General features: G+C 59.1%; 11 protein-coding genes, 1 tRNA gene and 1 pseudogene. 9 read left to right on the top strand and 4 right to left on the bottom strand.

Features of this window, described 5'->3' with window-relative positions:
• Window positions 1-8: 8 nt before the first annotated feature.
• A complete protein-coding gene (locus tag ACA067_RS23255) occupies window positions 9-959 on the top strand; it encodes an alpha-E domain-containing protein (RefSeq protein ID WP_128873371.1) in 951 nt (316 codons plus the stop codon).
• On the top strand, window positions 956-1,771 hold the full coding sequence (locus tag ACA067_RS23250; RefSeq protein ID WP_497458680.1) for a transglutaminase family protein: 816 nt from the start codon (window positions 956-958) through the stop codon (window positions 1,769-1,771). Before ACA067_RS23255 ends, ACA067_RS23250 begins: the two co-directional genes overlap by 4 nt.
• A gap of 123 nt (window positions 1,772-1,894) precedes the next feature.
• Here ACA067_RS23250 and ACA067_RS23245 read toward each other — a convergent pair whose 3' ends face one another.
• Window positions 1,895-2,716: a c-type cytochrome gene (locus ACA067_RS23245; protein ID WP_497458679.1), complete on the bottom strand. Its 822-nt coding sequence runs from the start codon at window positions 2,714-2,716 to the stop codon at window positions 1,895-1,897.
• Window positions 2,717-3,395: 679 nt separating this feature from the next.
• Between ACA067_RS23245 and ACA067_RS23240 the strand changes: the two genes are divergently transcribed.
• From ACA067_RS23240 to ACA067_RS23230, 3 genes are all read left to right on the top strand, one after another.
• Window positions 3,396-4,601, top strand: coding sequence for an acetyl-CoA C-acetyltransferase (locus tag ACA067_RS23240; RefSeq protein WP_497458678.1), 1,206 nt, complete (start codon window positions 3,396-3,398; stop codon window positions 4,599-4,601).
• 25 nt (window positions 4,602-4,626) lie between these two features.
• Window positions 4,627-6,771: a 3-hydroxyacyl-CoA dehydrogenase NAD-binding domain-containing protein gene (locus ACA067_RS23235; protein ID WP_497458677.1), complete on the top strand. Its 2,145-nt coding sequence runs from the start codon at window positions 4,627-4,629 to the stop codon at window positions 6,769-6,771.
• A 94-nt stretch (window positions 6,772-6,865) separates the two neighbouring features.
• Window positions 6,866-7,600 carry an amidotransferase gene (locus ACA067_RS23230; RefSeq protein WP_497458676.1) on the top strand — a complete coding sequence of 245 codons (735 nt, stop codon included), beginning with the start codon at window positions 6,866-6,868 and terminating at the stop codon, window positions 7,598-7,600.
• 131 nt (window positions 7,601-7,731) lie between these two features.
• Here the strand turns inward: ACA067_RS23230 and ACA067_RS23225 are convergent, their stop codons facing one another.
• From ACA067_RS23225 to ACA067_RS23215, 3 genes are all read right to left on the bottom strand, one after another.
• Window positions 7,732-8,703, bottom strand: a complete 972-nt coding sequence (locus ACA067_RS23225) for a magnesium and cobalt transport protein CorA (RefSeq protein WP_497458675.1) — start codon at window positions 8,701-8,703, stop codon at window positions 7,732-7,734.
• Between the two features lie 147 nt (window positions 8,704-8,850).
• Entirely contained in the window at window positions 8,851-9,573 is a 723-nt protein-coding gene (locus tag ACA067_RS23220) for a lysophospholipid acyltransferase family protein (RefSeq protein ID WP_497458674.1), read from the bottom strand.
• Between the two features lie 939 nt (window positions 9,574-10,512).
• Window positions 10,513-11,202, bottom strand: coding sequence for a crotonase/enoyl-CoA hydratase family protein (locus ACA067_RS23215; protein ID WP_497458673.1), 690 nt, complete (start codon window positions 11,200-11,202; stop codon window positions 10,513-10,515).
• A 307-nt stretch (window positions 11,203-11,509) separates the two neighbouring features.
• Between ACA067_RS23215 and ACA067_RS23210 the strand changes: the two genes are divergently transcribed.
• From ACA067_RS23210 to ACA067_RS23195, 4 genes and pseudogenes are all read left to right on the top strand, one after another.
• Window positions 11,510-11,599 (top strand) — tRNA-Ser (locus ACA067_RS23210).
• Window positions 11,600-11,932: 333 nt separating this feature from the next.
• Window positions 11,933-12,114, top strand: a pseudogene (locus tag ACA067_RS23205) (hypothetical protein).
• A 163-nt stretch (window positions 12,115-12,277) separates the two neighbouring features.
• Window positions 12,278-13,552, top strand: coding sequence for a serine hydrolase domain-containing protein (locus tag ACA067_RS23200; protein ID WP_497462835.1), 1,275 nt, complete (start codon window positions 12,278-12,280; stop codon window positions 13,550-13,552).
• A gap of 33 nt (window positions 13,553-13,585) precedes the next feature.
• Complete coding sequence (locus ACA067_RS23195; RefSeq protein ID WP_497458672.1) at window positions 13,586-13,906, top strand: YbjQ family protein; 321 nt, start codon at window positions 13,586-13,588, stop codon at window positions 13,904-13,906.
• Window positions 13,907-14,021 lie beyond the last annotated feature (115 nt).

The raw sequence follows: 14,021 nt of genomic DNA, 5'->3' as shown, positions 1-14,021 counted from the left end.
AGCCTGCCATGTTAAGTAGAACTGCCTCGGATTTGTATTGGATGTCGCGTTACCTGGAGCGGGCGGAAAACCTCGCACGGATGCTCGACATCAGTTATTCGCTGTCGCTGATGCCACAGGATGGTCGCGGTGACGGTTTGCACGAACTCGCCATGCCGTTGCTGATTACCGGCACCCTGGACGATTACCTGGAGCGCCATGGCGATCTGCATGCCGAGCGGCTGCTGCATTTCTTCGCCCTGGACGCGGCCAACCCGGCGAGCATCTACAGTTGCCTCGGCGCGGCGCGGGCCAGTGCCCATGCGGTACGCGGGCGAATCACCGCCGACATGTGGGAAAACATCAACGCCACCTGGCTGGAAATTCGCGGGATCGCCGACCAGGGCTTGAGTCGCTACGGCATGAGCCGTTTCTGCGAGTGGATCAAAGAGCGTTCCCACCTGTTCCGCGGCGCGTCCTACGGCACCATCATGCGCAACGACGCGTTTCGCTTCATTCGTCTGGGTACCTTCATCGAAAGGGCAGACAACACCTTGCGCCTGCTCGATGCACGCTACGAAATGGCCGGCGATCAGGCCGAAGCGGTCAGCGACGGCACGGCCCACGCCTATTACCAGTGGAGTGCCTTATTGAGGGCCTTGTCCTCGTTCGAGGCCTACACCGAGATCTACCGCGACGCTCCCGGTGCCCGGCATGTCGCCGAACTGTTGCTACTGCGTGCCGACGTCCCGCGTTCGCTGCGGGCCTGTACCGAAGAGATCGACCAGATCCTCGCCCAGCTGCCGGGGGCCAACGGCCGTCCGGCGCAACGCCTGGCGGCGGAAATGGACGCGCGCCTGCGCTACACCGGTATCAGCGAAATTCTCGACGAAGGCCTGCACACCTGGCTGACCGAGTTCATCCCGCTGGTGCGCCAGTTGGGCAACGCCATTCACAGTTCTTACCTGGAGGCTGCATGAGACTTTCCATTAGCCACGAGACCACCTATCACTACGAAGATCAGGTGCGGGCGAGCATCCAGTACCTGAGACTGACCCCCCACGACAGTGAACGCCAACACGTACTCAGCTGGCAACTCGACCTGCCGCGTCCGGTGCGGGCACAACTCGACCCGTTCGGTAACATCCTGCATGTATTGACCATGGACGAGCCCCACGAGGCCATCATTATCGGTGCCAGGGGCCAGGTGGACATCGATGAGCTGCGCGAAGCCGAGCATGAGAGCCGGTCGGCGCTGCCGTTCCTGCGTTTCACCCGACTGACCGAAGCCGACGAAGCCCTGCGCGCGTTTGCCCGGACGCAATGCAAGCAACGTCGGGATCGCACGGCGCTGATCGACTTGATGCATGGCCTGAACCAGCACATGACCTACACGCCGGGCTCCACTGCAGTGGACACCAGCGCCGCCCAGGCCTTCGCCGGACGTTCGGGCGTGTGCCAGGACCACACCCATGCATTCCTCGCCTGCGCGCGCAGCCTGGGGATTGCGTCGCGTTATGTGTCGGGCTATCTGTACAGCGAGGACTGCGAGCACCTGGCCAGCCACGCATGGGCTGAAGCCTGGCTCGATGACGCCTGGTACAGCTTCGATGTGACCAACGAACTGGCCCGGCCCGAGCGCCACCTGAAACTGGCGGTGGGCCTGGATTACCTGGATGCCTGCCCGGTGCGCGGCATGCGCCGGGGCGGTGGGTGTGAGCAGATGCATGCGAAGGTGTTTGTTTCGCCGACGCCGATGCCAGCGCCTGTGATTTTGGTGCAACAACAGTAACCAGGATCACCGCATACCCCCCGTAGGAGCTGGCTTGCCAGCGAAGGCGGCCTGACAGTCAACATCGATGTTGACTGTCAGGGCCTCATCGCGAGCAAGCTTGCTCCTACAAGGGGAACAATGTCAGGGCTTCACCTTGCGCCCAGCCATATGCTTCAAATACCCCACCAACATCTCCAGGTCCCCCTCCGGCAACACAGCCGCCGTAAACCCGGGCATCTTCGCCTGCGGCCACTGCCGCAAACCCTGCGGGTCACGAATGTAACGCGTGAGGAAATCCGCTCCGAAGTATTCGGTCGGGTTGAACGGAATATTCAAATCCGGCCCGAACTGCGCATCCCCGGCACCATTGAGCCGATGACAGGCCAGGCAGTTCTTCTGAAACAGTGCAAAGCCCTTGTTCACCGGATCATCCGCCGCCAGTGCAGGGTCGGGCAGAAGGGCAGGGAAGCGCTCGGCCACCGGTGCCATGCGCTTGATGCTCGCCACTTCAAACGGCCATTGCTCAGGACTGATATTGCCCGCTTGCGGATCGGTCCAGACCAGATAGAACGGCCCGGCACTGTGCTTGCCCTCGGACAACGCCGGCCAGGGTTTGGCCGGGTCTTCAATCGCCAGCCACGCCCGCGCACCCTTGGCATTGAGCAGCGGCGCCGCCGACAGCTCTGCGGCAAACCCGTCCAGTGCCACGGCTTGCAAGTGATCTTCAGGCTTGATACCCGTCAACAATGCCGCCAACGGAACAGCGCGATAGCTCATGTCCCGTTTGTAGGAAACGTCGTTGGTGATGGTGATGGTCTGAACCTGAGGGTGCGTGAGCAATTCCCCGGTCTGCCAGTTGCGACTGTTCGCGCCCAGCTCCAGGTTCAGCTGTGCGGCAAAGAGGGGCGTGCTCAGCAGCAAGGCCCCGAACAGAATAAGCGTTTTCAAGTGATCGCCTTCCATGTCGTGCAAGTGCCACAAAGATTGGCACACCCACGCTGGCCCGGGTAGCGAGCCAGTTACATTTTTAATGAGGCGATGTAAAAAACTGACGCCGTATTTAAAGACCGACTAACCAATCACCTTGGTCAGGTTCGGCAAAATCAACAACAGCGTGGTGGCGAATAGAATGAGCCCGGCTTGACGTACTTTCGATTGCTTGAACATGGCTGACCGCCTTTTTTTTGTTATTTCCTGATTGCTTGCCTGCATATCTCCATGACGGCAAAGCGTTGCACTTCCTGTAGAACGAGCGCCTCGGCAAAACCCGACGACAACTTCGTATAACTTCACCTTAGAGCCCGCGTCACGCTTGGTTTAGATCCATTTCATATGGTGTTGTTACCAGTAGCTCTTAAAAGGGTATGAGGCCTATTGCCAGCTTCTTGGTCGCCCGTCTGCTAGACAGCTTGGTGTCCTGAATAGGTTGATCCCCAAGCGAACTACCGTCCGTCTGAGCGTGTGCGTCAACGCGGCTGAGCGTTGCGGTCATTGAATCCATGACGGCTCGGCATAAGGTGAGAGATCAAAAGATCGCAGCCTTCGGCAGCTCCTACATAAGAACGCGATCCACTGTAGGAGCTGCCGAAGGCTGCGATCTTTTGATCTTAAGTACCTACTCACCATCAGGTTCGAGAACGTCATGACCCAAGCTTTGATTTTCGACGCGTTACGCACGCCCCGGGGCAAGGGCAAGGCGGATGGCGCCTTGCACAGCGTCAAACCGGTGAACCTGGTGGCCGGGCTACTCAAGGCATTGCAACAGCGTACCTCCCTCGACACCAGCCAGGTCGATGACGTGGTGCTCGGCTGCGTAACGCCGATCGGCGATCAAGGCGCCGACATCGCCAAAACCGCGACCCAGGTGGCCGATTGGGACGTCAGTGTGGCAGGTGTGCAGATCAACCGCTTCTGCGCCTCAGGGCTGGAAGCCGTGAACCTCGGTGCGATGAAAGTCCGTTCCGGCTTCGAAGACCTGGTCGTGGTCGGCGGCGTCGAATCGATGTCGCGCGTGCCAATGGGCAGCGACGGCGGTGCGTGGGCATTGGACCCGGAAACCAACCTGCAGAGTCATTTCACCCCTCAAGGCGTGGGCGCCGACTTGATCGCCACGATTGAAGGCTTCAGTCGTCAGGACGTCGATGCCTACGCGCTGCACTCCCAGCAGAAGGCCGCACGGGCGCGCGCGGACGGTTCGTTCAACAAGTCACTGGTGCCGGTGCAGGACCAGAACGGCATCATCCTGCTCGATCACGATGAGTTCATCCGCGCCGAATCGACCCTGGAAGGCTTGGGCAAACTCAAGCCAAGCTTCGAGATGATCGGGCAAATGGGCTTTGACGCCACCGCGCTGCGGGTCTACAGCCACGTGGAACGAATCAACCACGTCCACACGCCGGGCAACAGTTCCGGGATCGTCGATGGCGCGGCCTTGATGCTGATCGGTTCCGAAGCCAAAGGCCGGGCGTTGGGCCTGCAACCACGGGCACGGATAGTCGCCACGGCGGTCACCAGCACCGATCCGACCATCATGCTCACCGGCCCCGCGCCGGCCACGCGCAAGGCACTGGCCAAGGCCGGGTTGCGGGTCCAGGACATCGACCTGTTCGAAGTCAACGAAGCCTTCGCCTCGGTGGTGCTGAAATTCATCAAGGACATGGCCATCGACCTGGATAAGGTCAACGTCAATGGCGGCTCCATCGCCATGGGCCACCCGCTCGGAGCCACTGGGTGCGCGATCCTCGGCACGCTGCTCGATGAACTGGAAACCCGTCGCCTGCGCTATGGCCTCGCGACCCTGTGTGTCGGCGGCGGCATGGGCATCGCCACCATCATCGAACGCCTCTGAGCCCCGACTTCAAGGAAATCCTGTAATGAGCGAAGCCATTCGTTACGAAAAGGGGCAGGACCAGATCGTCGTCCTGACCATCGACATGCCGGGCCAGAGCGCCAATACCATGAATGCGGTCTACCGCGACGCCATGGCCGCCTGCGTCGCCCGACTGATCGCCGACAAGGATGCCATTGCCGGCGTCATCATTACCTCGGCCAAGAAAACCTTCTTCGCCGGCGGCGACCTCAATGAGCTGATCAAGGTTGGCAAGCCCGAAGCCAAGGCCTTTTACACCATGGTGCTGAACCTCAAGGGCCAACTGCGCACCCTGGAAACCCTTGGCAAACCGGTGGTTGCCGCGATCAACGGCGCAGCGCTGGGCGATGGTTGGGAAATCTGCCTGGCCTGCCATCATCGCGTGGCGCTGGACGATCCATCCGTGCAACTCGGCCTGCCGGAAGTGACCCTCGGCCTGCTGCCGGGCGGCGGCGGGGTAGTGCGCATGGTGCGCATGCTCGGTCTGGAAAAAGCCCTGCCGTATTTGCTCGAAGGCAAAAAAGTGCGGCCGCAACAGGCGTTGCAGGCGGGACTGATAGATGAACTGGCGGCCGATCACGATGAGCTGCTGGCCAAGGCGCGGACCTGGATTGTCGCCAACCCGACGGCGGTGCAGCGTTGGGATGTAAAGGGTTATCAAATACCCGGCGGTACCCCGTCGAATCCGAAAGTCGCACAGATGCTGGCGATTGCACCGTCGATTTTGCGCAATAAAACCCAAGGCACAATGCCCGCCCCGGAGAAAATCCTGTGTGCCGCGGTCGAGGGCGCCCAGGTGGATTTCGACACGGCGCACCTGATCGAAACCCGCTACTTCACCGAATTGACCACTGGCCAGGTGTCGAAAAACCTGATCGGCACCTTTTGGTTCCAACTCAACGAAATCAATGCCGGCGGTTCGCGGCCTCAGGGTCTGGCGCCCTACGTCACTAAAAAAGTCGGCGTACTCGGTGCGGGGATGATGGGCGCCGGTATCGCTTTTGTCAGCGCCTCGGCCGGTATTGAAGTGGTGCTCAAGGACATCAACCTCGCCGCAGCGCAGAAGGGCAAGGCACATTCGGCGGCGCTGCTGGACAAAAAAGTCGCGCGCGGTCAGATGAGTACAGAACAACGCGAGGAAGTTCTGGCGCGAATCCGTACCACACAAAGCGATGCGGACCTGGCCGGGTGCGACCTGATCATCGAGGCGGTGTTTGAAGACCGGGAATTGAAGGCCAAGGTCTCATTGGCGGCGCAAGAAATCGTCGGCGCGGACGCGGTGATCGCCTCCAACACGTCAACCCTGCCGATCAGCGGCCTGGCCACGGCAGTGCCGGACCAGAGCAAGTTCATCGGCCTGCATTTCTTCAGCCCTGTAGAAAAAATGCCCCTGGTGGAAATCATCAAGGGTGCCAACACCAGCGACGAAACCTTGGCGCGTGGGTTCGATTTCGTCCTGCAAATCAAGAAAACCCCGATTGTGGTCAACGACAGTCGCGGTTTCTTCACTTCGCGGGTGTTCGGCACTTTCACCAACGAAGGCATCGCCATGCTTGGCGAAGGCGTGGGCGCGCCGATGATCGAGACCGAAGCGCGCAAGGCCGGCATGCCCATCGGGCCTCTGGCAATCTCCGACGAAGTTTCCCTCAGCCTCATGAGCCATATCCGCCAGCAAACCGCCAAAGACCTGCAAGCCGAAGGCAAAACGCTGGTCGAGCACCCGGCGTTCGCCGTGATTGATGTGCTGCTCAATGAATACAAGCGCCCGGGCAAGGCCGCTGGAGTCGGTTTCTACGAGTACCCGGCCGGTGGCCAGAAGCATTTGTGGCCAGGGCTGAAAACCCGTTTCGAGCAACACGACGGGCAGATTTCGCCGAAGGACGTGCGCGACCGGCTGTTGTTCGTGCAAGCCATCGAAACCGTGCGCTGCCTGGAAGAGGGCGTACTGACCTCGACGGCGGATGCCAACGTCGGCTCGATCTTCGGTATCGGCTTCGCGGCCTGGACCGGCGGCGCACTGCAGTTCATCAACCAGTACGGCGTGAAGGATTTCGTCGCCCGCGCCCAGTACCTGGCCGGGCAATATGGCGAGCGATTCGCTCCGCCCGCGCTATTGTTGGAGAAAGCCGCCAAAGGGCAGGTGTTCTAAGGGACCGATGACGCATTCCGGGACTTGCCTTGCCACCGTGTTTCAAGGCACGCTCTGGGTGTGCATTATTCCCATCACGTGTCAGGTATTTTTTATGTCGTTACGCATCTGCATTCTGGAAACCGACATCCTGCGTCCAGAACTGGTCGATCAGTATCAGGGTTACGGGCAGATGTTCCAGCGTCTGTTTTCGCAGCAACCCATCGAGGCCGAGTTCACCGTCTACAACGTGATGCAAGGCGAATATCCCGGCGATGAGCTGACCTTTGACGCTTACCTGGTCACGGGCAGCAAGGCCGATTCCTTCGGCACCGACCCATGGATCGAAACCCTCAGGGCTTATCTGCTGAAGCGCTACGAGCGCGGCGACAAACTGCTGGGCGTGTGCTTCGGCCATCAATTGCTGGCATTGCTGCTGGGCGGCAAGAGCGAGCGCGCGACCCAGGGCTGGGGCGTCGGCACGCATAACTACAAACTCGCGGCCAAGGCGCCGTGGATGAGCCCGGTGCGGGAAGAACTGACCTTGTTGATCAGTCATCAGGATCAGGTAACGGCGCTACCGGAAAATGCCACGGTCATTGCCTCGAGCGATTTCTGCCCGTTCGCCGCGTACCACATCAACGATCAGGTGCTGTGCTTCCAGGGGCATCCGGAGTTCATTCACGATTACTCTCGGGCGTTGCTGGATATTCGTCAGGAGGCGCTGGGCGAGCAGATTTATACCAAAGGCATGGCGAGCCTGGAGCATGAGCACCATGGCGCTACAGTTGCGGAGTGGATGATGCGGTTTGTGGCGCATAAGCCAGATGCTGAAGCAGCTAAAAGCTAAGAGTTTCGCTGCGGTGCGGCGATCCGACAAGCCAGCTCCTACAGGGGATCTGTGATCAACACAAAACCCCATAGGAGCTGGCTTGTCGGATCGCCGCACCGCAGCGAATGTCACAGACGCCCCGGTGTCGGCTACAACCACCCGGATCTTTTGAAACTCGCCCACAAACCCACACACCCCACCGCAATAAACCCCAATACCCCGAAATACCCGTAATGCCAGGTCAACTCCGGCATGTTATTGAAGTTCATCCCGTAAATCCCCGCCACCGCCGTCGGGAACGCCAGAATCGCCGCCCATGCCGCAAACTTGCGCTGCACCACGCTCTGCCGTGACGCCTCCAGCAACACCCCGACTTCGATCGTCTGACTGGCAATGTCCGCCAGGGTCGTCAGGTCTTCCATCTGCCGTGTCACGTGGATCTGCACATCGCGAAAATAGGGGCGCATGTTCTTGTCGATGAACGGGAAACTCAGCTTCTGCAGTTCCTCGCCGATTTCCACCATCGGTGCCGCGTAACGTCGCAGGCGCAGGACATCACGGCGCAGACTGTGGAGTTTTTGAATGTCGCGCTCGTTCAGGGAACCGCACATGACATTGGTTTCCAGCTCGTCGATCTCGGCATGGATCGCTTCGCCCATGGGCTGGTAGTTTTCGATCACGAAGTCGAGAATGGCATAGAGCACGAAGTCTTCGCCGTGCTCCAGCAACAGCGGACGCGCCTCGCAGCGCTGGCGGACATAGGCGTAGGACGCCGAGTGACCATTGCGTGCGGTAATGATGTAGCCGGTGCCGGCAAAGATGTGAGTCTCGATGAACTCCAGTTTGCCTTCATTGCGGATCGGCGAATAGGTGACGATAAACAGTGCGTCGCCGAAGGTCTCGAGTTTCGGTCGACTGTGTTTCTCCAGGGCATCTTCGATGGCCAATTCATGCAGGTTGAACTGGCGCTGCAGATTGAACAGCTCCTGAGCGTTCGGCTCTTCAAGGCCGATCCACACAAAGTGGCCCGGTTTTGCCGCCCAGGCCGCGCCTTCGTCGAGGGTGATATTGGTGACTTTCTTACCGGCGCTATAAACCGCAGCAGCAACAACTCTACCCATGATGGTGGTTCACTTCTTATAAGCAGATGGCAGTGGCAGGCAGTGTTCAGCTTAGCCTTGTCTGTTGCTTGAGAGTCAGCAAAGTCTGCAGAGTTCGTAGGCAAAAGCTCGCGGGCAAAAGAAAACCCGCACCAGGCGGGTTTTCTTTCAAGCGGCTTGCAGCTGCCGGTCCATCGAGGCGATGCACTCGCGCATCTGCTCGCGGCACTGCTCAATCAGCAGCGGCATGTCATCCAGGCTCAATCCAGCCGTAGGTATCGCCGGCAGCGAGCGGATCAGAATTTTCCCACTGCGCCAGCGGTTCAAGCGCATGTGTTTGACGTAAGTGCTGACACACACCGGCACGATCGGCACGCCCGCAGCAATCGCCATCTGGAACGCGCCTTTCTTGAACGGCAACAACTCTTCGCCGAGATTACGCGTGCCTTCCGGGAACACCCAGATCGACGTGTCTTCATTTTGCAGCGTATGGGTGGTGGTCAGCATCGACTGTCGCGCCTTCTGCGCATTGCCACGATCAATCAACACATTGCCCGCCAGCCAGAACAGCTGGCCGAACAGCGGCACCCACTTCAGGCTTTTTTTGCCGATGCACACGGTGCGGCGCGGCACTACATTGCCGAACACGAACAGGTCGTAGTTGGACTGGTGGTTGGCGATGATCACGCAGCTATTGGGTTTATCCATCAGCGGCCCGACCTCGGCCTTCACCCGCCAGCGCAAGATACACATCGCCGGCCACGCATACAGACGCGCGCACAACCGGCTGTTATCCGGATTGAACGGGCGGCACAGCCCCAGCAATACTCCAAGCCCACCGGCCAGAATAAAATGCAGCCCCATCAATAACATACGAAACACAAACAACATTTACAGGCCCCACCGGGACAAAAGGTGGCGCAGTGTACGGATGTGCACTGTTTTCGGCAATTGCCGCTATGGAGTCAGGAGATGGCCGATGTTTGAGTGCATGTTTCCGACTTGTCTGTCAGGCGCGATTCAGGGCTGCTGTAGGCTTTTCAACTGGAGCGAGATGACCAATGTGGATCAGAGTCGTCTATCGGTGCTGGAAAACCAGCACCGTCTATGACGAAAAGGCTAACTTGCAGGCTTTAACGCGGCGCGGATCAACGTTGATCGAGGCGCCGATGGAGGTAGCCACAGGTTGACGGAGAGGCTCAGGGCGTGAGGGGGCGGTGCATCAAGATCAAAAGCTGCAGGCGAGCTAACGCTCGGCCTGTTGAGTGGTGAAAAAGCGAAGGGGTACGCCGATCCATTAATGTGGGAGCGAGCCTGCTCGCGAAGCTGTTGCTGTTGCTGTTGCTGTTGCTGTTGCTGTTGCTGTTGCTGTTGCTGTTGCTGTTGCTGTTGCTGTTGCTGTTGCTTTGGCTTCAGATCTGCCGCCCCTTTCCCAGAGGCCGAACGCAGGCGTTGCGCAGGGGGCACCGCGGCAGGGATGCCGCGGTAGCCGCCCCCGGCCATGGATGGCCGATGGCGGCGGGCCTCCGGAGCAATGCCGGAGTGAGGGCATGCCGAGCCTAGGCGAGGCACCGAATGGCGGGGCAATAGCCCTTGGTTACTTGGGGCTCTTCCAAGTGACTCGCTGTAAGAGCGAAACCGTCAGCGGCCATTACCGCAGAAACGGATATGTACCCCAACCCCAACCCCAAACCCCCCACCCCAACCCACAAATCGCCGTCACCATAGAACCGGATATACACAATCAAAAACTCCGGTCCGCCTTCCATTTTCTCAAATGAACAGCATCACGACACGATGGTCAGGCTTTTCAATAGTGCAGCGCGGGGCTCAACCCAAATGCTCCTGATCCAGGATGATCGCGTTATCCAGCGTCTCCAGCAGTGCCTTGCGCACTTTGAGCTTGGTGTTCTTGTGCGCCGTCATGTTGATCTTCTTCAACTGACGCGCCGCTGCCAGCGCCGCGCCCTGCAACTCTTCGGCCGACACCACCAGGTCGAGGAAACCGGCATCCACGGCGCTCTGCGGATTGAACATCTCGCCATTGATCACTGAACGGTGAAACGCCGACTTACGCAGACGATCACGGGCGATCTCGATGCCGGCGTGGTGCATGGTCATGCCGATCTGCACCTCGTTCAGACCAATGCTGAACGGGCCGTCGACACCAATGCGATAGTCGGCCGACAACAGCAGGAACGCCCCCTTGGCCACCGCATGCCCAGGGCACGCCACGATCACCGGGAACGGGTGCGACAACAGGCGACGGGCCAGGGTCGAACCGGCCGTCACCAGCGCCACGGCTTGTTCAGGACCGGACGTCATCACCTTCAAGTCGTAACCGCCGGACAGAATCCCGGGCGTGCCGGTAATGATCACCACCGCGCGATCAGTCACCGCCTGATCCAGCGCAGCATTAAATGCAGCAATCACGTCTGGCGAGATCGCATTGACCTTGCCATTGCTCAAGGTCAGGGTCGCGATACCGTCTTCGAGATGGTAGGAAATCAACTCACTCATGACGCTATTCCTTTCAATAAAGTAGGGCAGACGTTACCCACCGCCATAGGCCAGGTAAAGCGCTATGACTGACCCGCCAGTCACCCTTTTCCCGCCCGCCAGGCGTAGCCCGCCATGCCGGCAGTGCATTGCCCTCTATATAGAAGAGGACGGCGAGCCGGAGATTGGCAGCTTTGCCATGGCCCGAAACCCGTCGGAACGACTAAATCGCTAACCGCATGAAAATTCTGCAAAAAAAGTTTGCCATCGGAAAAGCTTTCGACTACATTAGCGCGCCTCGACAGACAGAACTTGTTTGACGAGATACGGTGAAGTGTCCGAGTGGCTTAAGGAGCACGCCTGGAAAGTGTGTATACAAGAAATTGTATCGAGAGTTCGAATCTCTCCTTCACCGCCAAATTCGATGTAAGCAAAACCCCTGATTTCGAGAGAAGTCAGGGGTTTTGTGGTTTCTGGCGTCTGGTTTTTCAATAAAGGCTTTGCTCAAAGCCCGGGCTAACCAGTGAAGTTACTTTCTGAAAATTCTGTAGGACGAATGATGGTCGTGTGGGAAGCAAAGCTGGAAAGCCAAGAGGTTGAGTGCTTTTCCTGGTTTCAGCGCCTCCTGCGAGCCGCCTGGTACAAGGTTGTTAGATTTGCACCATCAAGGTACAAAATGGCGCAAAGGGCGGCGCACCAGGCGCGCCCCGTCACACGGATCGGACATAGGCACGTTATGCAAGAATTCACCATGAAACAGGCCGAGTTGGAAAAGTTCAGGTCGAGATCGTCAAGCTGATGGCTGAACAGCGCAAGCTGAACGCTGAGGCCGGCAAGATGACCCGTGAAACTTTTTGGTATCCGGTGGCTGTGGCGACAGGGTTGATTGGCACGGTGGCGACCGTTACTGCGGTACTGATTAAACTGCTTTAGCCGAACGGCAGGCAGGGTTTGCCTCTTTTTCACCTCGAAAAGCCCGGGCTTCAGCCTCTCCAGTCACCTGTTAAACTGCCCGAACCCCTCGAATGGAATCGACACCATGTCTCACCCCCGCACCTCCTCCCGCCGCTTGGCAGTGTCTATTACAGCCGTGTTGATGGGCGCCATGTCATCCCTCACCCCCGCATCCACCACCACAACCTTCCCCGACGCCGCCGCCAGCGACCCCGCAAAACTAGGCTGGATGATTGGCGCCCCACCGCCCGCCGATCGCACTCTACGTTTCGAAGACGGCAGCTATTTCCAGTTCCCGGCGATGCGCTGGAGTGTTTCGAACTTCCGCCAACTCATGCCGACCATCAACGTCTCGCGAGGACTTGGGGCACTGGTTCCCTTGCAATCCGCGTTGCGCAACGACATCGACGCCATCAGCTTCGTCCCGATCGGCGCAAAGGCGTCGATGACATGGGATCAATCCCTTGCGGCCACCTACACCGACGGGATTGTGGTGATGCATCGCGGCAAGGTTGTCTACGAACGTTACTTTGGCGTGCTGAAACCTGAAGGCCAGCATGCTGCGATGTCGGTGACCAAGTCCGTGGTCGGCACGTTAGGGGCGATGTTGGTGGCTGAAGGGCGAATCGATGCGGAAAAGCACGTCGCCGATTACGTCCCTGAACTGGCGAGCTCCGCGTTTGGCAGTGCCACGGTGCGTCAGGTTCTGGATATGACGACCGCGCTCAAATACAGCGAGGACTATGCCGACCCGAACGCCGAAGTCTGGGCCCATGCCAAAGCCGGCAGTCCTTTACCCAAGCCGAAGGACTACACGGGACCACGAAGCTACTACGAGTTTTTGCAGACAGTGCAATTGCAAGGCGTACATGGCAGCGCGTTCGCCTACAAAACCGTCAACACCGACGTATTGGGCTGGGTCATCGCTCGGGTGACCGGTCGTAACGTCGCGCAGGTGTTGTCCGAGCGGATCTGGAGTCGGCTGGGGGCCGAGCAGGATGCCTATTTCACGGTGGACTCCATCGGCACCCCGTTTGCCGGCGGCGGCTTGAACACTGGCTTGCGCGACCTGGCCCGGTTTGGCGAGATGTTACGCAATGATGGCGCGTTCAACGGTCAGCAGATCGTGCCCAAAGCGGTGGTGGACGACATCCGCCAGGGCGGTGATAAACAGGCATTTGCCAAGGCCGGTTATGACTTGCTCAAGGGTTGGAGCTACCACTCGATGTGGTGGGTGACCGATAAGGAAGGTGGCGCCTTCATGGCGCGCGGAGTCCATGGTCAGCGAATTTACGTCGACCCGAACGCAGAGATGGTGATTGTTCGCTACGCGTCCCATCCTGTTGCCGCTAATTCTGCGAATGATCCGGTGACGTTGCCGGCGTTTGAAGCGTTGGCTCAGTATTTGTCCAGATAGCCCTGAGTGCATAGCCATGAACAAGGAAATTGCATGATCACCACCACAACCCACTCCATCGAAGGCCGGCAAATCACCGCCTACCTGGACATCGTCAGCGCCGAGTCGGTACAGGGCGTCAATGTCATCCGCGACCTGTTCGCCGGGATGCGGGATTTTTTCGGTGGGCGCTCTCAGACATTGGAGCGAGCCTTGATGGAAGCACGGATCCAGGCAACCGACGAACTCAAGGAACGGGCGCGGGCGCTGCAAGCGGATGCGGTAGTGGGACTTGATTACGAGATCAGCATGCCGGCCGGGAAGGGCGGGATGGTCGTGGTGTTTGTGACCGGGACGGCGGTCAAGCTGAAGTGAAGTTCGTGAGGGCCATTCGTCGGGCAGCGGGCAATCTGAACTACAAGTCCAGTAATGACCGGCTAGTCTGAAACGCCTTGGCGATCGATATTTATCAGGCAAAAGGGCTTGCCGG

This window comes from Pseudomonas sp. LBUM1674 (genome assembly GCF_059695635.1).
The sequence above is the reverse complement of the archived record's forward strand: the minus strand, read 5'-3'. Positions and strand labels throughout refer to the sequence as shown.